This is a genomic window from Pseudomonas syringae group sp. J248-6, assembly GCF_032586995.1.
GTDB lineage: Bacteria > Pseudomonadota > Gammaproteobacteria > Pseudomonadales > Pseudomonadaceae > Aquipseudomonas > Aquipseudomonas amygdali.
Window position 1 is genome coordinate 14,926 of sequence record NZ_JAWHOP010000011.1, and the last position, 22,249, is coordinate 37,174.

General features: G+C 59.3%; 19 protein-coding genes. 8 read left to right on the forward strand and 11 right to left on the reverse strand.

Annotated features, from left to right (window positions below):
- The first annotated feature begins 19 nt into the window (after positions 1–19).
- Positions 20–445: a hypothetical protein gene (locus tag RYC17_RS15505; protein WP_064744665.1), complete on the forward strand. Its 426-nt coding sequence runs from the start codon at positions 20–22 to the stop codon at positions 443–445.
- 52 nt (positions 446–497) lie between these two features.
- Complete coding sequence (locus RYC17_RS15510) at positions 498–1,202, forward strand: permease (RefSeq protein WP_316903664.1); 705 nt, start codon at positions 498–500, stop codon at positions 1,200–1,202.
- A 46-nt stretch (positions 1,203–1,248) separates the two neighbouring features.
- Here the strand turns inward: RYC17_RS15510 and RYC17_RS15515 are convergent, their stop codons facing one another.
- From RYC17_RS15515 to RYC17_RS15545, 7 genes are all read right to left on the reverse strand, one after another.
- Positions 1,249–3,486 (reverse strand): ATP-binding protein, encoded by a 2,238-nt coding sequence (locus RYC17_RS15515; protein WP_316903666.1) that lies wholly within the window; start codon positions 3,484–3,486, stop codon positions 1,249–1,251.
- Entirely contained in the window at positions 3,483–4,097 is a 615-nt protein-coding gene (locus RYC17_RS15520) for a biliverdin-producing heme oxygenase (RefSeq protein WP_316903668.1), read from the reverse strand. Before RYC17_RS15520 ends, RYC17_RS15515 begins: the two co-directional genes overlap by 4 nt.
- A 350-nt stretch (positions 4,098–4,447) precedes the next feature.
- A complete protein-coding gene (locus tag RYC17_RS15525; RefSeq protein ID WP_316903670.1) occupies positions 4,448–6,481 on the reverse strand; it encodes an LTA synthase family protein in 2,034 nt (677 codons plus the stop codon).
- A gap of 10 nt (positions 6,482–6,491) precedes the next feature.
- Positions 6,492–7,112 carry a hypothetical protein gene (locus tag RYC17_RS15530; RefSeq protein WP_122281810.1) on the reverse strand — a complete coding sequence of 207 codons (621 nt, stop codon included), beginning with the start codon at positions 7,110–7,112 and terminating at the stop codon, positions 6,492–6,494.
- Positions 7,109–8,407, reverse strand: a complete 1,299-nt coding sequence (locus RYC17_RS15535; RefSeq protein ID WP_316903673.1) for a sialidase family protein — start codon at positions 8,405–8,407, stop codon at positions 7,109–7,111. The genes RYC17_RS15530 and RYC17_RS15535 overlap by 4 nt, the downstream gene beginning before the upstream one ends.
- 38 nt (positions 8,408–8,445) lie before the next feature.
- Complete coding sequence (locus RYC17_RS15540) at positions 8,446–8,991, reverse strand: cytochrome b/b6 domain-containing protein (RefSeq protein WP_316903674.1); 546 nt, start codon at positions 8,989–8,991, stop codon at positions 8,446–8,448.
- Entirely contained in the window at positions 8,991–9,254 is a 264-nt protein-coding gene (locus RYC17_RS15545) for a PepSY domain-containing protein (protein ID WP_002554361.1), read from the reverse strand. The genes RYC17_RS15540 and RYC17_RS15545 overlap by 1 nt, the downstream gene beginning before the upstream one ends.
- A gap of 168 nt (positions 9,255–9,422) precedes the next feature.
- On the opposite strand from RYC17_RS15545, the gene RYC17_RS15550 reads away from it, so the two are divergent.
- Positions 9,423–10,085, forward strand: coding sequence for a response regulator (locus RYC17_RS15550; RefSeq protein WP_002554362.1), 663 nt, complete (start codon positions 9,423–9,425; stop codon positions 10,083–10,085).
- Positions 10,082–11,455, forward strand: a complete 1,374-nt coding sequence (locus RYC17_RS15555; RefSeq protein ID WP_058409598.1) for a sensor histidine kinase — start codon at positions 10,082–10,084, stop codon at positions 11,453–11,455. The genes RYC17_RS15550 and RYC17_RS15555 overlap by 4 nt, the downstream gene beginning before the upstream one ends.
- A gap of 12 nt (positions 11,456–11,467) precedes the next feature.
- Here the strand turns inward: RYC17_RS15555 and RYC17_RS15560 are convergent, their stop codons facing one another.
- The gene (locus RYC17_RS15560) at positions 11,468–12,754 is read right to left on the reverse strand and encodes an NAD(P)/FAD-dependent oxidoreductase (RefSeq protein ID WP_057405049.1); all 1,287 of its coding nucleotides are present in this window, start codon (positions 12,752–12,754) and stop codon (positions 11,468–11,470) included.
- 44 nt (positions 12,755–12,798) lie between these two features.
- Positions 12,799–14,289, reverse strand: coding sequence for an aldehyde dehydrogenase family protein (locus RYC17_RS15565; protein WP_058399983.1), 1,491 nt, complete (start codon positions 14,287–14,289; stop codon positions 12,799–12,801).
- A 253-nt stretch (positions 14,290–14,542) separates the two neighbouring features.
- On the opposite strand from RYC17_RS15565, the gene RYC17_RS15570 reads away from it, so the two are divergent.
- The 3 genes from RYC17_RS15570 to RYC17_RS15580 all read left to right on the forward strand — a co-directional run bounded on the left by RYC17_RS15570 (position 14,543) and on the right by RYC17_RS15580 (position 19,164).
- Positions 14,543–15,790, forward strand: coding sequence for an aspartate aminotransferase family protein (locus RYC17_RS15570; protein WP_316903678.1), 1,248 nt, complete (start codon positions 14,543–14,545; stop codon positions 15,788–15,790).
- 23 nt (positions 15,791–15,813) lie between these two features.
- Positions 15,814–17,205 carry a VOC family protein gene (locus RYC17_RS15575; protein ID WP_316903680.1) on the forward strand — a complete coding sequence of 464 codons (1,392 nt, stop codon included), beginning with the start codon at positions 15,814–15,816 and terminating at the stop codon, positions 17,203–17,205.
- A gap of 630 nt (positions 17,206–17,835) precedes the next feature.
- On the forward strand, positions 17,836–19,164 hold the full coding sequence (locus RYC17_RS15580) for a DUF3100 domain-containing protein (protein ID WP_122258027.1): 1,329 nt from the start codon (positions 17,836–17,838) through the stop codon (positions 19,162–19,164).
- A 12-nt stretch (positions 19,165–19,176) separates the two neighbouring features.
- Here RYC17_RS15580 and RYC17_RS15585 read toward each other — a convergent pair whose 3' ends face one another.
- Entirely contained in the window at positions 19,177–20,088 is a 912-nt protein-coding gene (locus RYC17_RS15585; RefSeq protein WP_122281815.1) for a LysR substrate-binding domain-containing protein, read from the reverse strand.
- A gap of 129 nt (positions 20,089–20,217) precedes the next feature.
- On the opposite strand from RYC17_RS15585, the gene RYC17_RS15590 reads away from it, so the two are divergent.
- Positions 20,218–21,594 (forward strand): L-serine ammonia-lyase, encoded by a 1,377-nt coding sequence (locus RYC17_RS15590; RefSeq protein ID WP_122281816.1) that lies wholly within the window; start codon positions 20,218–20,220, stop codon positions 21,592–21,594.
- Positions 21,595–21,607: 13 nt separating this feature from the next.
- On the opposite strand, the gene RYC17_RS15595 is transcribed toward RYC17_RS15590, so the two are convergent.
- Entirely contained in the window at positions 21,608–22,249 is a 642-nt protein-coding gene (locus RYC17_RS15595; protein WP_058409604.1) for a LysE family translocator, read from the reverse strand.

Consider the following 22,249-nt stretch of genomic DNA (forward strand, 5'->3'; position numbering starts at 1 on the left):
CACTCTGCGCGGGCAGTCTGTGCATTTCGACGTCATCAGCAACAAAAGTCCGCTGGGCGTGCTTCCGGTAGAAAAAATAGATAACCCCATACACTGGCCTTTTCTCGACAGAGGTCAGTTCAAGAATACAGACTATTTTGGAAAGCTCTCCAATCAACCTGCCCGCAATGCGTGCGAGGACTTTACCTATCCGCTAATGCCTCCTGAGGATGAGGCTGTCGTATGGGAGACATGGGTGCCCCTTGATAAAGAAGCAACGTATCTTGAGCTACAAATATGGTACTCCAGCAGCCTCATAAAGTCAGGCAAAGAGGATACCGAATATCTGTTTCAGCTTGAACTAACTAGTGATGGAAAGACTACATTCGACGGCCTGATCAGTACCGAACTTGAAATAAAGGCGACTAGCCGAATTGGCACCTTGACACTCGAAATAGCAGAGTAAAAATCATGAAAAAAAGAACTGCCATACCTGCTCCCCAAAAGAGCTTGAAAGCATGACTGACGCGTTACAGATTAATAGTAAACCCAAAAACTATCTGAGTGGCGAGGACGTCTTGAATTGGTCAATAACAACTATGGCAAGATCGCCTAAGGAAATACTTTTGACTGAGCTGATTACAATAATCATCTGTGCATGCCCATCACTATTTTTTGTATGGATTGGCCGGGATATATACTTAGACAGTCCTTCCGAGGCACTGTTTTTAGTCTATACATCCGCAGGAGCGGCTCTCTACCTGATTGCATTGATCATCCGCCAAAAAACCATCTACAACTACACCCTGAAAACCGACGGTGCCACAGTCGAGTACTACCTCCACTACCCCGACTTCGCCTCATCGCTTTTCAAAGGCATCGCTATTTTCGTCATACTGGCATTCGTCCTCGTCGCCCTAACCACTGGGTCAGTACTGTTCCTGGTCGGTCCGGTGGCAATGGCTTTTGTCGCAGCCATCAAACTGCTGAACTGGGAAAACCCCGTCCACCATCGACAAACCGCCCCGTGGCATTTGCATGAATTTGTCACGGTTGATCACAGACGTCTGATGGTCATTATCCATTGCGAGGATATAACCAGCGGATTCGCCGCGCGTTTTCCCAGCAAGGCGCTTATGGACGAATACCTCGCGTTTCTGCGCAAGGCCCTTCCAGCCAACGCTCAATACATCGAAAAAGCCACTGACTGGCATCAGGGCTGATGCAACTCAGGCTTGAGTCATTTGCGCCTCAAGCCTGAGAAAGCAATCAATGCGCAATCGGCACAGTAAAGCGGAACTCGCTGCCCTCGCCGACCTGGCTTTGCGCTCCCAGTTCTCCGCCGTGGGCCTTGATGATGCCTTGGGAGATGTACAAGCCCAGCCCGGTGCCGGTCGGGTTGCCCTCCTTGACGGTCCAGTAGCGTTCGAAGATGTGCGGCAATTGCTCGGGGGGGATGCCTTCGCCGGAATCACGCACGGTGAACACGATTTCAGTACCGTTGGACATCGCCGCAACGCCGATCTTGCCCAGTTTCGGGGTGAACTTGATGGCATTGCCGATCAGGTTGGACAGCACCTGGAACAGGCGCTCGGGGTCGGCCTGGACCTTGAGGTCTGGCTCGGCATTGAAGGAAATCTCGATGGATTTGTCCATCGCCAGCGGGGCCAGCAAGGTGTAGGCCTCTTCGAAAATCTGGCTGACTTCCAGTGGCTGCGGCGTGATGGTGTAGCGGCCTGCTTCGATTTTCGACGTGTCGAGCAGATCTTCGAGCAACACATTCATGCGGCTGGCTGCTTGCTGCATGGTGTCGATTGCCGTGGAAATACGCCGCGAGGTGTGCGGACCATCGGAGCTGAACGACTTCTGCATCATTCCGCAGAGCATGGAAATGACCGTCATCGGGTTGCGCAGATCATGGGAAACGACCGCTACCAGTTCGTCACGGGCACGAACCGCCTGTTGCTCCCTGCGCACCTGACGGGCAAGGTCGTTTTCCAGCGCGGAGCGGCGCAGGTCGTTAGCCGCGAACACGTCGCCATGGCTCCACTTTGGCGCAATCCCGGTCATTTCGACCTTCCAGATTTCAAACGATGTGCGCGGCCGAAGGCGCATACCGCCTTCCGAGCTTTCCATGTTCAGCGGTTTGTTCGGATCACCGCTCCACTGGACGCTTTCCTTGACCTCGGAACGAAACCAGATCACGCCGTTATCCACAGGCTTGGGCAGGCTCATGGCCAATATGCCACTGGCGACTGGCTGGTAAGCCTCGGCGGGCGCGTACACGCTGGAGAGATGATGACTGGCATACACCGGCTCGCCGCCTGCAATCATCCATGTGTGCAGTGCACGTATATCCGAAACCTCCGGGCAGATACCGTAACAATGCGTCTGCCGGTCTTCGATGATCGCGACACCGGTCGCACCGACCAGATCCATCAACAATTGCGGCTGCTGTGCCAGACCGTCAAAGACGTTTTCTTCGGACTCGGCCATGGCCAGATTCAATTGCTCGAGCGCCCTGACTTTCGCCTCTCGCTGACGGCTTATTTCCAGCGCTTCCATGGCACTGATCTGCAGGGAAAGCACCTGACCTATCGCTTGGCAGGCACTGCGCAGTTCGTGAGTCACGTACAGCGGCGTGCGGTTGCCGCAACTGATCAATCCCCACAACTTACCGCCCTGAATCAGCGAAACACTCATGGATGACAGCACGCCCATGTTCTTCATGTACTGGCAGTGGATCGGTGAAACACTGCGCAACGTCGAAAAACTCAGATCAAGCTGCTCCTGAGTGTCCGGACGCAGTTGAGGCACCAGGGGCACCGGGATGTAATCGGCATCGGGAATAATGCGCAGCCAGTTGCGGCGATACAGTTCGCGCGCCTGCTCGGGAATATCCGATGCCGGGAAAAACAGTCCGTTAAAAAGCTCCATGGAGGGCGACGATGCTTCAGCGATCACCTGACCATGGCCTTCCTCTTCGAAACGGTAGATCAGCACCCGGTCGTAACCGGTCATTTTCTGGATCTCGCGGACACTGACTTCATACAGGGTCTGCAGATCACTCGCAGCATGCAACTGGCGCAACATGCGGCCCATGTTGCCGGTGCGCTCGGAATAACTGATCGCTTGCGCATCCTTGTCCTGGATCTCCAGTTCAAGAATCAGAACGCCCTGGCTGCGGTGCAGCAAGGCTTCAAACTCGATGCCGTTGATCGACATCAGCAGGCGTTGCGCGTCGATGAACGAGTCATGAGCACTGGCACTTTTAATCACCTCGGCCCAGCCAGCGCCCAGCACACAGTCCAGCCCCTTGCCGAGCACCTGCTCGGGCACATGGCCCAGCACAGTGTGCACGTTGGCACTGACTTGCAGGATAGTCAGCTCGGGCCCTTGCAACGTGAACAGCAGGCCGTGGGGTTGAATGGCGCCAGGGAACTGAATGGGCTCATCCGCACAATTGGCCAGAAGGACTTCAAAGGCGTCTTTGTCGAGTTGGCTCATAGCAGTACCTCTTGACCCTCGAGCCAGTGCTCGAAACATGCAAATGTGGAGTGCGCTGCAAACGCGGCAGCATCAATAAGAACAACTTCTCGCGGCACGTCGTCCAGATGATTCAGAAACGCCTTCCAGCGAGGTCCGGTGAGAACACCGTACACATCGAGAAAGGCCGTTCCACGTTGCCCATCCAGGCCCAAACGCCGGTTTATCTCACGTCGCAACACCTGCCCGCCCAGTGTCGCCCCTTCCAGCACATACATCACACCCAGGCATGCACCGGCAGAATCAACAGTGGGCAACCGTTCGCAGCGGGGCAATTGCCCGATGTCGTGATCGGACAGCCCCAGCGCACGCAGATCCTCGACCAGCACAGGAGTTTTGACCCTCTCGACCGGGATAAGCTCCGCAGGTATCAAGGCACTGCCATGCAGTATCGCTTCAAGCGGTGCATAAAAACCGTAGTAGGCCTGAAGCAGGCGGAGGTAAAGAGCATGATCCAGCGCAGATGAAAAAAACGGCATGCGTTTTTCAAGCTTGACGTGCAACTGCCTCGTTTCAGCACGCAGTGCATCAAGCAATTTCGGCGGGGTAACACATGAAAAACTTGCCGGCATCCAGGAAGGCTCTTGAGTGTGCAATAGACAGAAAACGCATCCGAGCGAAAACAGGCCGCCAAAATACAGATTCGAAGCAAAAACCGACAGTTTTTTCCGGTATTAGCGATGAAATACCACAACCCACCAGAAAAACAGCCAGCGTCTCGGGCGGCTGTTTGCACCGCCCGAAGAAACTGCTCTTGACTGGTGACGATAGTCGAAAACCGCGCCATGCACGTGTTTCATACGTGCATGGTTCTCATTGGCAAGCACTTTAACATCATCAACCACCGATGCCATCATTACGCAAGCATACGACCTTCACCATAGACTTGCGCAATATCCTGCGCCTGGCGCGGTTCGGGTGATCAGCGCACGTTCTGATACAGCATCATTCGCGAGGTTTCATGCAGGCCGCGAGTGAGGTCACGCAGCCGCTCGAACTCTTGCGGGTTCTGCTTGGCGACGTTATCCAGCGGCGTGGGGGAAGACAGATCGTGAAGCGTTGGCGAGCTGCCATCGTGCTCCATCTGCAGCAGGTAGTTGCGGGTGACACCGCCGATCAGCGGGAACGTGCCTTCACGCAGTACCAATGGCACCACACGTTCGCCTTCGGGAGCGGGCTGCTGAATGTCACGGCCCATCGTGCCGCTGGTGAAAGGCATACCGGCCATTCCCGCCACTGTCGGCAGTAGATCCGCAAGGCCGACCGCGTCATCGACTACCCGGGTGCCCAGCAGGCCAGGTGCATGAATCAACAGCGGAACGTTATTGCTCTCCAGGCCCAGTTGCTCGAACGCCGGAGCCATGTGCGGGATCTGGCTGATGCGTGTGTTGTGATCGCCAAACAGCACAAAAATGGTGTTTTCGTAATAACCGCCCGACTTGGCCAGTTCCATCAACCGGCCGATATTGAAGTCCAGCAGACGCACCGCGTTGTACTGCTCCACACTGCGCGAACCGGCGGCCTGGACCTGCTCCAGTGTCTTGTCGCTGACCTGAAAACCGTCGTTGTCTTTGGGGATTGTGAAGGGCCGATGATTGCCAGCGGTCTGCACGTAGGCAAAGAACGGCTTGTCAGCTGGCAACGCGCGCAGGATCCGGTCGCTCTCCTTGAACAGATCCAGGTCGGAAATCCCCCACACATCCACCTGCGGCGACTTCCAATCGCGCTCGTCGTACAGGCGGACGTCATCGATACTGCGGCGAATCAATGCATTCATGTTGGCCCAACCGGAATTGCCACCAATCATGTACAGCTTCTCGTAGCCCTTGAAGTCATTGATGATGGTGTTTTGACGGGTCAGCAGAGGATGACGCGTGGCCGTTTCCTGGCGGGTGACATCGGGCACCCCGGTGATGCTCGCCCAGACCGTTTTCGCAGTGCCGGTCACCGGCACATAGAAGTGCTTAAAGAACCAGCTTTGGCTCGCCAGATGATCCAGATTCGGCGTCGGGTTCAGCGGGTTGCCGTAGGCACCGACGGCACTGGTGCCCAGTGACTCAAGCATGACGAACATGACATTCGGCGGCCGCTCGCTGCGCACCCGGTAAGGCTGCACAGGCTGGTGACGTTTGAAATTCAAGGCCTGTGCATCTGGCTGCTGGACACCCAGATAGCGTGCGACCGACTCATAGTGCTCACGCACCTGAGCTTCATCGAAGTGCGACTGGGAGACCTTGAGCGTGTCGTACAGAAACAGCGCCGGGTTGAGCCCCAGTGCCGCGACCTGGCTGTTGCCGGAGAAGAAGGCATCGCTCCAGCGCAACGGTACGGGATTTTCCAGATTGAGATTCTCGACCCGGCCCAGCAAGCCGAGAAAGGTCGCACAGACCACCAGTGCCGCCCCCCAGACCACGGACCAGCGATTGAGCGGACGGGCCTCGCGGTCCAGGGTGACACGTTCAAGCCTGAGCAGCGCCCAGCCGAGCGCTGCAACGGTCAGCAACCAGCCGGCAGTGATCCACAGCACCGGATAGGTCTGCCAGAGCATGTCCCGGGAAATCTGCGCATCCTCCAGATAGCGCATCACGCTGGCGTTGAGCCTGACCCCGAGATAGGCGTAATGACCAAAGTCGACGATATGAATCATCGTCAGAACAGCCAGCGCGACAATCAAATAGCCTCGCGCCAGCCAGCGCAAGACCGGCTTGCTGACCAGGTTCCAGCGCGGCAACCAGAGCAGCACCGCGACCGGCATGAGTATCAGCAGCGCCAGACGCAGGTCGAAACGCACACCGATACCCAGCGTCTGCGCGACCTCGCCATGGGTAAACAGGGCACCCGGCTCGACGCCGGAAAACCCGAAGAAAAACACCCCCCTCAGTAACGCCGACAGCAGGAATACCAACATGACCGCGCCCAGCCAATAATGCAGGCGTCGCGATTGCAACCAACTCATCGTCATTCCTCTAGACATTGCCGGCAGACAGAGTGGCCGAACGGCGCGACTCCGTTGCCCGGCGATAAACAAAACGGATGGCCAGGCTCAGCAAAGCCCCGCAACAGTACAGGGCGAGAAGCGGGTCAATCAGGTAATCCCAATAATTTTCCGACGGCTTGATACGAAATGTGAATGCCAGCGTCGCAGCAGCCAGCATCACCACAGCCAGCGCATTACGCATAAAGACCAGCCCCAGCGCGATAACGGCGACAATAATGATCATAGGTCGCGGATTGTAACCCCAGCGGTAGGGGTCGAAGTAAGTCAGACCCAGCGTGGCCGGATACAACGTCAGCGCCAGCGCGGCGAACACCAGCAACATCACCCATCGCCGGGAAACTGCCATCGGTCTGAGCACACCCAATCGCTGCAGGGTCAGCCAGCCCAGCACCACCAGGCTGCTGATTGCCAGATCGTCGGTCAGGCTGCGAGCGTACGACGCCATCGACAAACCGTCGAATGAAATAACGCTCAACAGCGAGGTGGCTGCCAGCAGGCCACAGCGCCACCATAACGATGCGGTCAGCGGAGCCAACAGTACAAACAGGGTCCAGGCAAACGCCAGATGAGCCAATCCCAAAGCGATCATAAAAGTTGCTCCGCCAGCCAGGCCTCGTTGAAGCTGACATGTTTGATGAAGGTGTTATTCCAGGAGTAGACCAGGTGATAAAGGCCGTCCGGGCTGCGGATGAAGTACGGGTATTCGTATTCAAAATCACACCCCTGCGCGGAACATACACGCTGGTCCAGATTGCTCAGAAACTCGGCTTCCATCGGCTGGCGACGTGCGCCGCTGGAAGCGCGAAAGCCTTCGCCGATTGCAGCTTTATAGGCTTCCAGGGCGAATGGTGTACCCAGCGGATCGGGTGACTTGTCCAGATCCGGCAGCGGCCGCCAGACCTTCATCTGCTCGTCGGTGCTGTACAGGCTGAGCTTGAAGCGACCTTCGCGCAGATCATTCAACGCTACCAGCAAGCCCTTGCCTGGTACGCCGACGGCGGCCAACGACGAGTTGGGATTATTGGGGGTCAGCGGTTGCGGCTCGCTCCAGGTCTGACCTCCGTCTTCGGTGCGGCTGGCCAGTACCCGGTGAAACGTCTCGCCGGCATAACGCAGCAAGGCTAAGGCGCGTTGGCCGTCCAACGGTACGACAGTGGGCTGCAGGGAATTTTTACCGCGGCTGATGCGAAACTTGTCGATGACTTCGCCATCTGCGCTCAGGTACAGGTATTCGGCAAACTTACCGAGAAACTCGTGATAGACCGGCAGGCCGATCGAGCCGTCGGCATGAAACACCGGCGCGCCACGTACCAGCGTGCTGATGTTCAAAAACGGCGATGTCACCAACTGCCACGGCGGCGACCAACTGGCACCCATATCGCTGGACACCATTGCATTGACGGTACTGCCCGCCCAGCCGCCGACCGAGACTGACACGTAGAACAGCCACAGGCGCTTGTCCGGAGCCAGCGCGATCACCGGGTTACCCAGTTTGCGGATGTACTTGCCGGTACCTGACTGAGTGGACGCGCGGGTCGCCAGCACCTGCTCGCCGCCCCACTCACCATTGGACGCATCGAACCGCGAGGTACGTATTTCAACGTCTCCCGCCCCTTCGCGAGAACCGGCGAACCATACCGACATGAGGTCGCCGCCAGGCAATGCCGTCACGGCTGACGAATGCACGAAATCGTCCAGATCAGAAGATGCGAAACGCGAAATGTAGGATGCCGTGGGCGCAACACTTTCAGCGTCGACCGGCGCTGCGCTCACGGCAAAGGCAGATATCCGGTGCGGTGGATGGCTTAGCCATGCACTGAGAAAAATCACTACAACAATCAGGCCTGCGCTCCATGCAGTCAGGTTTCGGGAAATAACACGCATCAGGAGGCATCACTGTGATGAAGGGCAAGGAGGTGGTTTCAGCGATGGCGATCTTCAGGTAACGGACGTCGCTTGCCTGTCAGCATCGACAAGGGCAGGTTGTCACGCACTTGAAAGCTTTCGAAGATGGCCGCGGCCATGTGCAGCACTACCAGGGCACACAATGTATTGGCGAGAATTTCATGAGCCTGCAAAGGCCAGTCGGCACCCCACAAAGCATCGACTTCCTCCATCAGGAAACCGGTCAGGCCCATGCCGAAGATCAGCGCCATCATGAGTACCATGACCAGCGCACCCAGCGGAGAATGACCGAGCCTGTGTACCGGCTGCCGGTTGATCAGCGACCGGACATGCGCACGCAGGCGCGCCGGGCTTGGCCAGAAATCGCTCCAGCGTGCGCTGGTTGGTCCGATGAATCCCCACACCACTCGCACCGCCACCCAGGCAACCGCGTAATAGCCCAGCCAGACGTGCCAGTCGTCACCCGCCTCATTGAAGAAGTAATTGGCAACGAAAACACCCGCGATCGAGATATGAAACAGTCTGACCAGCGGGTCCCACAGGCGCAGGGAAACCCGGTTCATTACTTGATCTCGGTCTTGACCGCTTTACCGGTGACCGGATCGTGATAGATCTCGACCTTGCGCTTGTCCTTGTCGAAGCCGTAAATCTCGTAGCAGTTGCCGTCAGTCACTTTGAACTTGCTGATCTCGTAACCCTGAGCCTTGAGCTGCTCCTGGAATTTGGCCTGATCCTGCCATTGGGACTTTTCAGCGGTGGTGCATTGCGGACCGGCAAGGGCCAGCGGGCTGGCCAGCAACAGGGAAACCAGCAGGACTTTACGCATGACAGATACTCACAGGCAGTTAAGGAGCCCCTACTGTGCGAAACCAGTCTTAGGAAAAGCTTAATACGCAACAGCTCGTAACATCTTCCCGGACACACGGCACTTCGCGACACTGCCTGCTGACGGCATGATGGCGCCCTTCTCACCCTATTCATTGGTCACAACCCTATGCGTCTGCTTCTTGTCGAGGATGATCGTGCGATTGGCCAAGGCATCCGTGTGGCCCTGAATACCGAGGGCTACACGCTGGACTGGCTGGAAGACGGGCTGAGCGCGCTGCACGCCCTGCGCAGCGAACCCTTCGACCTGTTGCTGCTCGACCTCGGCCTGCCGCGCATGGACGGTTTCGACCTGCTGCGTCAGTTGCGCGCCGAAGAACTCGCCCTGCCGGTGCTGATCCTGACCGCGCGCGACGGCACCGCCGACCGCATTGCCGGTCTGGACGCCGGTGCCGACGACTACCTGATCAAGCCGTTCGACGTCGACGAACTCAAAGCCCGGGTCCGGGCCTTGCTCAGACGCAGCCAGGGACGTGCGCAGCCGTTGCTGGAACACGCTGGCATAAGCCTCGACCCGGCGTCGCAGCAGGTCAGCTTTCAGGGCAGCGAAGTGCCGATGACGCCAATGGAATATCAACTGCTGCACCAATTGATGATCCGCCCCGGCAAGGTGGTCACCCGCGAGCGCTTGTCCAATACCCTATATGGCTGGCAGGACAAGGTCGAAAGCAACACCCTGGAAGTGCTGATTCACAACCTGCGCAAGAAACTGTCCACCGAACTGATCCGCACCGTGCGCGGCGTCGGCTACCTGCTGGAGCTCAAGGCATGACCTCGGTACGCGCGCGCATTCTGGTCCCGGTGCTGGTGCTGTTGCTGCTCGGCGACCTGGCGATCAGCCTGCTCGCGCTGCGCGACAGCCATCACGAAATAGAAGAAGTCTACGATGCGCAACTGGCCCAGAGCGCGCGCCTGTTGCAAGGTGTGCTGCGCCAGCGCGCCGCGGGTGAACAGGACCTGGACAAGCTGTACCAGGCGTTCGATCAGGCCATGAGCCGGGTCGGCACCAGTGGCGTTGCCCATCCGTACGAAACCCGGCTGACGTTTCAGGTCTGGCGCACGTCGGGCGAGCTTTTGGTGCGTTCGGCCGAAGCGCCGCTGCTCAGTGCGCCTCCCGCTGAAGAAGGCTCGCATGATCTGGTCGAGAACGGGCATGAGTGGTGCGGCTTTCTCCTGGCCGACCCGCAGCAGGGTTTCCTGATCTGGGTCGGTGAGCGCGATGATGTACGCCAGGACCTGATTCAGCGCATTGTCAGCCATACCTTGTGGCCGACGCTGATCGGCGTGCCGCTGCTGGTGGTCGCGATCTGGCTGGCGATCGGCTGGGGCCTGCGCCCGTTGCAGTCGATGGCCAGGGTCATCCGCGAACGCGATGCCGAAAGCCTTGAGCCGCTTGATCTGACACCGCTGCCCAAAGAGCTGGAACCCATGCAACACGCGCTCAACCGTCTGCTGACCCAGATCGAAAGCGTGCTGGAGCGCGAGCGGCGGTTTATCGCCGACGCCGCCCACGAACTGCGTACACCGCTGACCATTCTGCGTATCCACGCACAGAACGCACGCCAGGCCGAAACCCCGGAACAGCGTCTTGAGGCACTGGATTTTCTCGTGCACGGCGTCGACCGCGCCGCCCGTCTCGCCAGCCAGTTGCTGACGATGGCCCGGCTTGAGCCGCGCCTTGAAGTCAGCCAGTTACAAACCTTTGAACTGAACACTCTGGTGCGCGAGGAAATGGCCGAGCTGACCCCGCTGGCACTGGAGAAGCGTGTCGATCTGGTGTTCGAGGCGGGCGATGACTGCGTGATCCACAGCGACCCATCGGCCATCACCATCGCACTACAGAACCTGCTGACCAACGCGCTCAACTTCGCCCCGCCGGCCAGCGAGATTCGCGTGATGCTCAACCGCCAGGAAGACGGCAGCGCGTACTTGTCAGTCGAAGACGCAGGGCCGGGTATCGACGAGAAACAGAAAGCACGCCTTTTTGAACGCTTCTACAGTCAGGGCCACAGCAATGGCGCTGGGCTGGGGCTGGCGATCGTCGACATGATCGTGCGCAAACTGGAAAGCAGCCTGCACCTGCGCAATTCAGCGCAGGGCGGGCTGTGTGCGGAGCTGCGAATCAAGAGCAGAATGGCTTGAAAGCGTGTCGGTTCAGAGCACCACGCGTAAGCACTGGCCAGCGTGATACAGCGTGAAACCGGCGTCGTACGCCAGTGTGCGCAGGCCATTGGCCGAGACCTTTTTGCTGCTGGAAAAGCTCACCGGCAGCGCAGTTGCGTCGTTGCTCAGCAGGTAATCAGCAAAGCATTTGCCCACCAGCGTTCCGGTGGTCACGCCGCGGCCATTGAAACCGGTCGCGGCCAGCAAGCCGGGCGCAGGCTCGAACAGACGCAGCAAGTGGTCGGGCGTGAAACCGATGCGGCCAGTCCAGGTGCTCTGCCACTCGACCCGCCCCAACTGGGGAAAGTAGTGCTGCTGGATGCGATCAGCCCACTGACGAATGAACCACAGCGGATAATTGCCAGCGTTGCCAAGGCTGCCCAGCACCAGTCGCCCGTGGGCATCGCGACGAATACTGCTGAGCACCGTACGCGTGTCCCAGGAACCCTGCCCGCCACGCAGAATGCCCGCCTGCTCGCTACCGCTGAGCGGCTGTGAAGCGACCTGATAGTAGTAGCCTGCGAAGATATGATCCTTGACGTCGGTCCACTCACCTTCGGTGTAGGCGTTGGAAGCAATGATGACCTTCTCGGCGCGCACACTGCCCGCGGCGGTGGACACTTTCCAGCCATCCGCAGTGCGTTGCAGCCCGTTGACGGGAGACTCGCCAAACAGCTGACCGCCCAGCGCCACAACATTGAGCGCCATGCCTGACACATACGCCATCGGGTTCACCGTACCGGCACGGTGATCAAGCAGCGCCCCGCTGACCTTGTCGGTGCCACAGGCGTCTTCACAGGGTTTTCCGGTCAGCAGTTCGACCCTGGCACCGCGCCGCTGCCACTGCTCGGCACGGCTGCGCAGATCCGCCAGCCCCTTTGCATTGTGGGCCATGTGCAGGTTGCCGGTGCGGGTGTCCTGACACTCGATGCGGTACTTGTCGATAGTCGAAAAAACCAGCGCCGGAGCCGCGCCCAATGCGCTATTGAGGCGGCTGGCCTCGACACTGCCCAATACCTTGTCCAGTTCATCGGGTGCCACCCAAGTGCCTGCATTCACCAGACCGACGTTGCGCCCGGAGCCGCCATGACCAACCTGATGAGCTTCGACCACACACACCGATTTGCCGCCTTCCAGCAACCGCAACGCCGCCGACAAACCGGTGAAACCTGCGCCGATGATGCACACGTCGGCGCTTCGTTCCCCAATCAAGGCCGGACTGACCGGACGTTGCGGAGTCAATTGTTCCCACAGACAGCCTTCAGCAAACTGCACCATCGAAAAACTCCAGCAATGCCCTTCAAGTAATAGCCTGGTACAGATCAGTCGAAAACGATGCCCTGGGCCAATGGCAACTCGCGGGAATAGTTGACGGTATTGGTCTGCCGGCGCATGTAAGCGCGCCACGAATCGGAGCCGGATTCACGACCACCACCGGTTTCCTTTTCACCGCCGAATGCACCGCCAATTTCTGCACCGCTGGTGCCAATGTTGACGTTGGCGATGCCGCAGTCGCTGCCCGCCGCGCTCTGGAAAGCCTCGGCTTCGCGCAGGTCAGTGGTGAAAATGCACGACGACAGCCCCTGAGGCACTTCGTTGTTCAGGCGCAAGGCTTCTTCGAAGTCGTCATAGGCCAGCACATAGAGAATCGGCGCGAAGGTTTCGTGACGCACCACTTCGCTCTGCCCAGGCATTTCGGCGATGGCCGGTGTGACGTAATAGCCGTTCGGGTATTGGTCCTGCAACTGACGCTCGCCACCGAACACCTGACCGCCTTCGTCACGGGCCTTGGTCAGCGCGTTCTGCATGGCCGAAAATGCTTGCTGGTCAATCAGCGGACCGATCAGATTGCCTTCACGAGGATCACCGACACGCACCTTGGCGTAGGCCGCTTTGACCCGGGAAACCACTTCGTCCTTGATCGAGCGATGCACAATCAGACGACGCAGCGTGGTGCAGCGCTGACCGGCAGTGCCCACGGCGCTGAACAGAATGCCGCGCACGGCCAGGTCCAAATCAGCGCTGGGGGCCAGAATCATCGCGTTGTTGCCGCCCAGCTCCAGAATGCTGCGCCCGAAACGGGCAGCAACACGCGGACCGACTTCGCGGCCCATGCGGGTGCTGCCGGTGGCGCTGATCAGTGGTACGCGCGGGTCATCGACCAGCGCTTCACCAGCGTCACGATCACCGATCACCAACTGGGCAAGCGCTGCGGGTGCATCGCCGAAAATCTTCAGCGCCTTGTCGAACAGCGCCTGGCAGGCCAAGGCGGTCAGCGGAGTCTTTTCTGAAGGCTTCCAGATCACCGGGTTGCCGCAGACCAGCGCCAGCGTGGTGTTCCAGGCCCAGACTGCAACCGGGAAGTTGAAGGCGCTGATCACCCCGACCACGCCCAGCGGGTGCCAGGTTTCACGCATGTGGTGGCCGGGACGTTCGGAAGCGATGGTCAGGCCATACAGCTGGCGCGACAGGCCGACGGCGAAGTCGCAGATGTCGATCATTTCCTGGACTTCACCCAGGCCTTCCTGAGTGATCTTGCCTGCTTCGACCGACACCAGTTCGCCCAGGTCAGCCTTGTGCTCGCGCAGCACTTCACCAAAGATCCGCACCAGCTCGCCACGGCGCGGGGCCGGTACTGTGCGCCACTTCAGAAACGCGCTGTGGGCGCTGTCGATGCGCGCCACGACCTGCGCCTTGCCTTCAAGTGTGACCGAGGCAATCTGGCTGCCATCAATCGGGGTATAAACCGGATAGTCCCCTTGTGTGTGGGCACTGTTCGCCACGCCCAGACGTGCTAATAACTCGGCAACCATGTTGATTCTCCTGTCATGGAAACGGTGGAAATCACTGATGAACCCAGTATTGATCCACTCGGGGCTGGCCCACAAACGACGTTTTTGAAAAACATGATTCCTTTTAGGAATGAACTTCCTGCCATTAACAGCAACGAAAGCCGCTACATCGGGAATTATTGGAATGACCCAGTGATTTTATTTCGTTTGCGAGCGTCGCCCGATGTTTGTTTGGATACGGCCATCATGATCCCCCGGAGTCAGGGCCAGGCCGATGAGCGAACACATCAGCGAATCCATTTCGTTTGTCCACAGCATGACGTTATCCCACGGCCGCAATGCCGAAGTCTGGGACACCACCGGCAAGCGCTACATCGACTTTGTCGGCGGTATCGGCGTGCTCAATCTGGGGCATTGCAACCCACAGGTGGTCACGGCCATTCAGGATCAGGCGGCAAAGCTGACCCACTACTGCTTCAACGCTACGCCTCACGATCCGTATATCCGCTTCATGCGGCAACTGACGGAGTTCGTACCGGTGAGTTACCCGCTCAGCGGCATGCTCACCAACAGCGGTGCGGAAGCGGCGGAAAACGCCTTGAAGATCGTACGTGGCGCGACGGGCCGCACGGCTGTGATTGCCTTCGATGGCGGCTTTCACGGCCGAACACTGGCAACCCTGAACCTCAATGGCAAAGTGGCGCCCTATAAACAGAAAGTCGGCGTGCTGCCCGGCCCGGTCTTTCACATTCCGTTTCCCAGCAAGGACAACGGCGTGACCACAGAGCAGGCGCTAAAGGCACTGGAGCGACTGTTCAGCGTAGAGATCGATGTCAACGACGTGGCCTGCATCATCTTCGAACCGGTGCAGGGTGAAGGCGGTTTTCTGGCCATGGAGGCGGATTTTGCTCAGGCGCTGCGAGCGTTCTGCGATGAACATGGCATCGTATTGATCGCCGATGAAATTCAGTCCGGTTTCGGCCGCACCGGGCAGCGCTTTGCGTTCAGCCGGCTGGGCATCGAGCCGGATCTGATCCTGCTGGGCAAAAGCATCGCGGGCGGCATTCCGCTGGGCGCCGTGGTCGGTCGCAAGCATTTGCTCGACAACCTGCCCAAGGGCGGGCTCGGCGGCACCTATTCCGGCAACCCGATTGGCTGCGCTGCGGGCCTGGCCTCGCTGGCACAAATGACTGATGCCAATTTGTCCACCTGGGGTGAACAGCAGGAAAACGCCATTGTCTCGCGCTACAACGCCTGGCAGGCAGGCAAGCTGTCGCCGTACCTGGGCAGGCTGACCGGCGTGGGCTGCATGCGCGGTATCGAACTGATCACAGCGGATGGCGAGCCCGGGAACCGGCAGCTTGCCGACCTATTGGCCTCAGCGAGGGACGCTGGCCTGTTGTTGATGCCCAGCGGCAAGTCGCGGCACATCATCCGCCTGCTGATCCCGCTGACCATCGAGCCCGATGTTCTGCACGAAGGGCTGGATATTTTCGAGCGTTGCCTGGCAGCGCTGGCTTGAACACGTACGGAGAAACCATCCTGATGAGCACTGCACGCTTTGCCGACCCGGACCAGATCCGCGCGGGCTTTTCTCGCGCCATGTCGCAGATGTACCAGCACGAAGTGCCGCTGTACGGCACGCTGATGGGGCTGGTCAGCGAGGTCAATGCGCAGGTCATGAGCCGCGACAGCGAGGTGCTGAGCAGCCTGCGCCAGACCGGCGAGATCCAGCGGCTGGACATGGAACGCCACGGCGCGATCCGCGTCGGTACGGCTGAGGAACTGGCCACCCTCGCCCGCCTGTTTGCGGTGATGGGCATGCAGCCGGTGGGTTATTACGACCTGACCGAAGCCGGTGTGCCGGTTCACTCCACAGCGTTTCGTGCCGTGCATGAACAGGCGTTGCAGGTCAGCCCGTTTCGGGTGTTCACCTCACTGCTGCGCCTGGAACTGATCGAGAGTGACAGCCTGCGCGAGTTTGCCAGTCAGGTGCTGGCCAAGCGCAGAATCTTCACGCCCGGTGCCCTGGCGTTGATCGACAAGCATGAGACAGACGGCGGGTTGAGCGAGCCCGACGCTGCCGAGTTCATTCAGCAGGCGCTGGAAACCTTTCGCTGGCATAACACGGCGACGGTCTCGCTTGACGAGTACCAGAAGCTCAACGTCCAGCATCGCCTGATTGCTGATGTGGTGGCATTTCGAGGTCCGCATATCAATCACCTCACCCCGCGCACGCTGGATATCGATGCGGTGCAAAGCGGCATGCCCGGCAAAGGCATCACGCCCAAGGCCGTGGTTGAAGGGCCACCGCGTCGCCAGTGTCCGATTCTGTTGCGCCAGACCAGCTTCAAGGCGCTTGAAGAACCCATTACGTTCATTGGTCAGGGGGGCAGTCAGTCGGGCAGTCATTCGGCACGCTTCGGCGAGATCGAACAGCGCGGCGCAGCCCTGACGCCCAAAGGGCGCGCGCTGTATGACCGGCTGTTGAACGAAGCTCGCGACGAACTGGGTGAGCTTCCCAACGAAGCCAACGCCGTGCGCTATGCAGAATTGCTGGAAAAGGCATTTCAGGCTTTTCCGGACAATCATCATGAAATGCGTAGACAGGGGCTGGCTTACTTTCGCTATTTCCCGACTGAATCAGGTGCTGCCGAGCGCGCATCCGGCAGCCTGGAGCAGCTTGTGGAAGCAGGTCACGTGCGCTTCGAGCCGCTGGTGTATGAAGACTTTCTGCCAGTCAGTGCGGCGGGCATCTTCCAGTCCAACCTGGGTGACAACGCGCAGGCGCATTACGCGACGAATTCGAACCAGCAGGATTTCGAGCAGGCGTTGGGGCGCAATACGCTCAACGAACTGGAGTTGTATGCAGACACCCAGCGGCGCTCGCTGGAGGAATGCGCCAAGGCGCTTGAGCTGAGCAGTCCCGCTTACTAGTGGGAGCAACCAGAGCTGCATGCCTGCGCAGAGCGCCAGCACGATAGTTAAGATGATCGTTCCTCACTCTGCGTGGGAATGCAGCTCTCGACGCTCTGCGTCGAAAAAAGAGGACGCGGAGCGTCCGGAACGGCATACCGACGCGGAGCGTCGGCACGATAGCCAAACCTTCGCGAGCGTCCGGAACGGCATACCGACGCGGAGCGTCGGCACGATAGCCAAGCCTTCGAGAGCGTCCGGAACGGCATGCGACGCGGAGCGTCGCACGATAGTCACTTTCAAGGGCCATGCAGCCCTTTCTGTGTTCTGTTTAACGCAACGATAAATAAAATTCGCAATATTGGTGTGCAACCTCGCGCTATGCATACTGCGATTGCGTGTGGACAGCAAAGTGCCGTGTTCAAAGGCTCATCCCTTCAAATAACGCACCCTGTAATCCCCTTGCAAAGGCTCGAAGCAGCCTGGGTCTGGATCACATTCAGACTTCATAAAAATACTCGGCCGGATAACGGCCTCCATGACTTCATGGACTTTCCAACGCTGCCCTGGCGCCTCATCGCGCCGACCTGAAAAACAGAATAACGATTGATAAGGCCTGAAAAAGGCCATTCAGCAGGCAAGGGGATCATCATGCAAAACTCACACGCTGCAGTGTCGGGCGACAATCAGGCCGTTTCATCGACGGTGAAGCTGTATCTCTGGGCCGCCGTTATCCTGATCATTGCCGAGATGATCGGTGCCATCAGTATCCCGCTGGGCCCCGGCAAGGTGGTGCTGCTACCGATGGTGTGGGCGCTGCTGTTGGGTGCGATGGTCGGGATCGCCAGTCGCCGCCTGCCAGGCAGCATCGGTATCGATCACGGCATCCAGCTGCGCTCGGCCTCGATCCTGCAACCCGCCCTGCTGATTTTCATCGCCAAACTCGGTCTCGTCGTCGGCGGCTCGCTGCCGGTGGTGTTCGCCTCGGGATGGGCGCTGGTGTTTCAGGAGTTTGGCCACTTTGTCGGCACCGTGGTGCTCGGCCTGCCGGTCGCGCTGCTGCTGGGCATCAAGCGTGAGGCAATCGGCGCGACGTTCTCGGTTGGCCGCGAGCCCAGCCTGGCAATCATCGGCGAGCGCTATGGCATGGACTCCCCGGAAGGCCGCGGCGTACTGGCCGAGTACCTGACCGGCACCCTGTTCGGTGCGCTGTTCATTGCCATCGTTGCAGGCTTTATCGCCAGCCTGGGGATCTTCCATCCCAATTCGCTGGCGATGGGCTCGGGCATCGGCTCGGGCAGCATGATGGCTGCTGCAGCCGGAGCGATTGCCGCGCAGCAGACGCCGGAAGTCGCCAAGGAGGTCATGACGCTGGCGGCGGCATCAAACCTGATCACCACCACCATCGGTACTTATTTCACCCTGTTTATCTCCCTGCCACTGGCAGTGTGGGGCTATCGGGTGCTGGAGCCGCTGATCGGCCGCACCACCAGGGCGTCCATGACTGATGAAGGCCTGCGCCACAGCGATGTGTCGCTGGAGGTTCCGGAACTGGGCTGGGCGGGCAAGATCAGTGCGTGGCTGGCCGCCGGTGCACTGGCGCTGATTGCCAATTATGTCGGCTACAAGACGCTGTCGGCAGATGCATTCACCGGCATGGGCATCATGATTTTCTGTGCATTCGTCGGCGAAGCGCTGTGCAACCTGATCCGTCGCAAGATCCCGGCGGTGTGCATGGTGTCGCTGGTGGCGATGTTCCTGACTTCACCGGCCTGCCCCTGGGCAGCCGAGATTGCCCGGATGACCAGTTCGATCAACATGCTGGCGGTCATTACCCCGATGCTGACCTTTGCCGGCCTGTCGATTGCCAAGGACCTGCCAGCCTTCCGCCGTCTGGGCTGGAGAATTGTGCTGGTATCGTTCCTGGCCAACTTCGGTACCTTCATCGGCGCCGTGCTGATTGCCGAGATGTTTCATTGATTCCGGAGCGGACTAGATCACCGCTTCGTTCACCAGCCAGTCATGCACGGCGCGGCGTGCCGGAGTAGAGAGCGCACCCTCACGATAGGCCAAGACGTATTTCTTCCTGGCCTTGATCGGATGCCCGAACGGCACGATCAGCAAGCCTTGTTCCAGTTCGTCGGTAATCAGCGCCTTGCGGGCAATGGCCACGCCCATGCCCATGCGCGCGGCGTCGATGGTCAGGTGGTTGCGGTTGAAGGTGTGACCACGGCGCACGTCGATGCCGTCAGCGCCGATGGCGGTCAGATAAAACTCCCACTCAGCGTATTCGTAGCTGCCGCGCCAGGCAGTGATGTCATGCAGCAACGGAAAGTGCACCAACTGGCTGGGTGTATCGAGTGGCGGCTTGCCCACCAGCAGGCTTGGCGAACAGACCGCAAACAGCTCTTCTTCCAGCAACGGCGTGGTCGACAGCCCCGGATAGCTGCCGTCGTTCAGGTCGATGGCCAGATCGAAATCGTCATCGCGCAACGACCCGCTACTGTCTTCGGCGATGATCCGCAACTGGATGTCCGGAAACGCTTCCTGCAAGCGTGGCAGGCGCGGCATCAGCCATTTGCTGAGGAATGAGGGGATGCAGCGCAACTTGAACACCCCGCCGATGCGCCCGGAATACAGCAGACGCAGCTCTTCACTGATACGGCTCTGCACCTCGTTGGCGACCACCGCCAGACGCTGACCTTCGGCGGTCAGCTCCAGCCCGCGCCCGATCCGGTGAAACAGCGCGAAGCCCAAGCGCTCTTCAAGCTGGCGCATCTGCTGGCTGATCGCGCCGGGGGTGACGTGCAGCTCTTCGGCACACCGGGTGAAGGAGAGATGTCGGGCTGCGCAGGCGAACACCTGTAACCAGGCGTGCATCTGTGCGTTGAAGATTCTGCTCATTGAAGAGTTCCGCTAAAGCGTTGCATAGCAACAATCGTTTGTCGTTTCGACAGCCGAAGCCAAAGATGAGTAACAGAAAAAGGGGAATACCAAATTCCCGTGCATCATCTCACCTGAAGGACCTTCGTGATGGCTATCAGCGTCTTCGACATGTTCAAAATCGGCATCGGGCCGTCCAGTTCTCACACCGTCGGGCCAATGCGCGCCGGGGCACTGTTCGTGACCGAGCTGCGTAACCAGAACCGGTTGCACAGCGTAGAACGGATCGAGGTGCGATTGTACGGCTCTCTGTCGGCCACCGGCATCGGACACGGCAGCGATCGCGCAACAGTCATGGGCTTGATGGGCGAATGGCCGGACCAGATCGACCCCAGCCAGGTCAACCAGCGCATCGACGCGCTGCGTGCCGATAACCAGCTGATGCTGGCGGGCGAGCAGGCCATCACCTTCGTCTGGGAGCGGGACATGTGCCTGCTCAATGAAAACCTGCCGTACCATCCCAACGGCATGACCCTGTGCGCCTACGGCAAGACCGGTGAAGTTTACGAGCAGACCTACTATTCGGTGGGTGGCGGCTTTGTGATCGACGCCGAACAGGCCGCCAGCGGCGTGCTGGACAACGACACCACCGTCCTGCCCTACGACTTTTTCAGTGGTGCGCAGTTGCTGAAGCTGTGCAAGACCCACGGCATGAGCATTTCCGAACTGATGATGGCCAACGAGAAGGTCTGGCGCAGCGAGGAAGAAATTCGCGAGAAAATCATGGTCATCTGGGCCGCGATGCGCGCCTGCGTCGACAAGGGCCTGCTTGAAACCGGCATCCTGCCCGGCGGATTGAACGTGCGCCGTCGCGCCTATCGCCTGCATCAGAGCCTGCAGAACCTCGATAACCCGAACGTGATCGGCTCGACCCTGAGCGCCATGGAATGGGTCAACCTGTTCGCCCTGGCGGTCAACGAAGAAAACGCCGCGGGCGGGCGCATGGTGACTGCACCCACCAACGGCGCGGCCGGTATCGTGCCTGCGGTGCTGCATTACTTCATGAAGTTCAAGCCCACGGCCAATGATGATGACGTGGTGCGTTTCTTCCTCAGCGCCGCTGCGGTCGGCATTCTGTGCAAGAAGAACGCGTCCATTTCCGGTGCCGAAGTGGGTTGTCAGGGCGAAGTAGGATCGGCCTGCGCAATGGCCGCCGCTGGCCTGGCGGAAATTCTCGGTGCCACGCCTGAACAGGTGGAAAACGCCGCAGAGATTGGTCTGGAACACAACCTGGGACTGACCTGCGACCCGGTCGGCGGGCTGGTGCAGATCCCTTGCATCGAGCGCAACGCGATTGCTGCCGTGAAAGCAATCAACGCTGCACAAATGGCCCTGCGCGGCGACGGCGAGCACTTCATCTCGCTGGACCACGCCATCCGCACCATGCGCGATACCGGCGCGGATATGCACGACAAATACAAGGAAACTTCACGCGGCGGGCTGGCAGTCAATCTGATCGAGTGCTGATCGGCGCAGGCGTTTACTGATTCAACAGTGTCGAGCCCGAATAGAATATCCCGCCCAGCGCGATCAGCAGCAAGGTTACGCTGGAGGCGACTTCGATCTTGCGCTTGTACTTCAAGGCCAGTTTCTGGCGCATCAGGAAGATATAGGCGAACAGGATCGACAGATCAATGATGATCCACAGCAACGACAACAAGGCGATGCTGCCCTTGAACGATTCGGTGACGTGAATGAACTGCGGGAAAAACGAGACGAAGAAGATGATGTCCTTCGGATTGGAAATCCCGACCAGAAAACCGGTCACCAGCCCGCTGTGCCTGCTACGCGCAGGCAACGGTGCCGGCGCTGCTTCAGGCGGCGTCGGGGCGTAACGCAACGCCTGTTCCAGCGCCTGCATCGACAGATAGGCGATGAAGAAACAGCCCACCAGGCTGATCCAGTTGAGCATGCTCACGCTCACCGACAGCGTTCCCGTCAGAATCAATGCCGCGACCAACACCAACACCAGTGATGCCCAGTTGGTGCCCAACGCCGTCAGCATCGCGCGTTTCGGCCCGCACGCCAGGCTGGTATTGACGATCAGTGCCACCACCGGACCAGGGGTGATGATCAGCATGAAGACGCTGAACATGTAGATCAGCAGCAACGATATATCCAT

Bases quoted from the DNA above. Each gene is read 5' to 3' on its own strand.
- RYC17_RS15510 (WP_316903664.1), top strand. From the start codon at position 498: ATGACTGACGCGTTACAGATTAATAGTAAACCCAAAAACTATCTGAGT.
- RYC17_RS15515 (WP_316903666.1), bottom strand. From the start codon at position 3,486: ATGAGCCAACTCGACAAAGACGCCTTTGAAGTCCTTCTGGCCAATTGT.
- RYC17_RS15520 (WP_316903668.1), bottom strand. From the start codon at position 4,097: ATGCCGGCAAGTTTTTCATGTGTTACCCCGCCGAAATTGCTTGATGCA.
- RYC17_RS15525 (WP_316903670.1), bottom strand. From the start codon at position 6,481: ATGAGTTGGTTGCAATCGCGACGCCTGCATTATTGGCTGGGCGCGGTC.
- RYC17_RS15530 (WP_122281810.1), bottom strand. From the start codon at position 7,112: ATGATCGCTTTGGGATTGGCTCATCTGGCGTTTGCCTGGACCCTGTTT.
- RYC17_RS15535 (WP_316903673.1), bottom strand. From the start codon at position 8,407: ATGCGTGTTATTTCCCGAAACCTGACTGCATGGAGCGCAGGCCTGATT.
- RYC17_RS15540 (WP_316903674.1), bottom strand. From the start codon at position 8,991: ATGAACCGGGTTTCCCTGCGCCTGTGGGACCCGCTGGTCAGACTGTTT.
- RYC17_RS15545 (WP_002554361.1), bottom strand. From the start codon at position 9,254: ATGCGTAAAGTCCTGCTGGTTTCCCTGTTGCTGGCCAGCCCGCTGGCC.
- RYC17_RS15550 (WP_002554362.1), top strand. From the start codon at position 9,423: ATGCGTCTGCTTCTTGTCGAGGATGATCGTGCGATTGGCCAAGGCATC.
- RYC17_RS15555 (WP_058409598.1), top strand. From the start codon at position 10,082: ATGACCTCGGTACGCGCGCGCATTCTGGTCCCGGTGCTGGTGCTGTTG.
- RYC17_RS15560 (WP_057405049.1), bottom strand. From the start codon at position 12,754: ATGGTGCAGTTTGCTGAAGGCTGTCTGTGGGAACAATTGACTCCGCAA.
- RYC17_RS15565 (WP_058399983.1), bottom strand. From the start codon at position 14,289: ATGGTTGCCGAGTTATTAGCACGTCTGGGCGTGGCGAACAGTGCCCAC.
- RYC17_RS15570 (WP_316903678.1), top strand. From the start codon at position 14,543: ATGAGCGAACACATCAGCGAATCCATTTCGTTTGTCCACAGCATGACG.
- RYC17_RS15575 (WP_316903680.1), top strand. From the start codon at position 15,814: ATGAGCACTGCACGCTTTGCCGACCCGGACCAGATCCGCGCGGGCTTT.
- RYC17_RS15580 (WP_122258027.1), top strand. From the start codon at position 17,836: ATGCAAAACTCACACGCTGCAGTGTCGGGCGACAATCAGGCCGTTTCA.
- RYC17_RS15585 (WP_122281815.1), bottom strand. From the start codon at position 20,088: ATGAGCAGAATCTTCAACGCACAGATGCACGCCTGGTTACAGGTGTTC.
- RYC17_RS15590 (WP_122281816.1), top strand. From the start codon at position 20,218: ATGGCTATCAGCGTCTTCGACATGTTCAAAATCGGCATCGGGCCGTCC.
- RYC17_RS15595 (WP_058409604.1), bottom strand. From the start codon at position 22,249: ATGGATATATCGTTGCTGCTGATCTACATGTTCAGCGTCTTCATGCTG.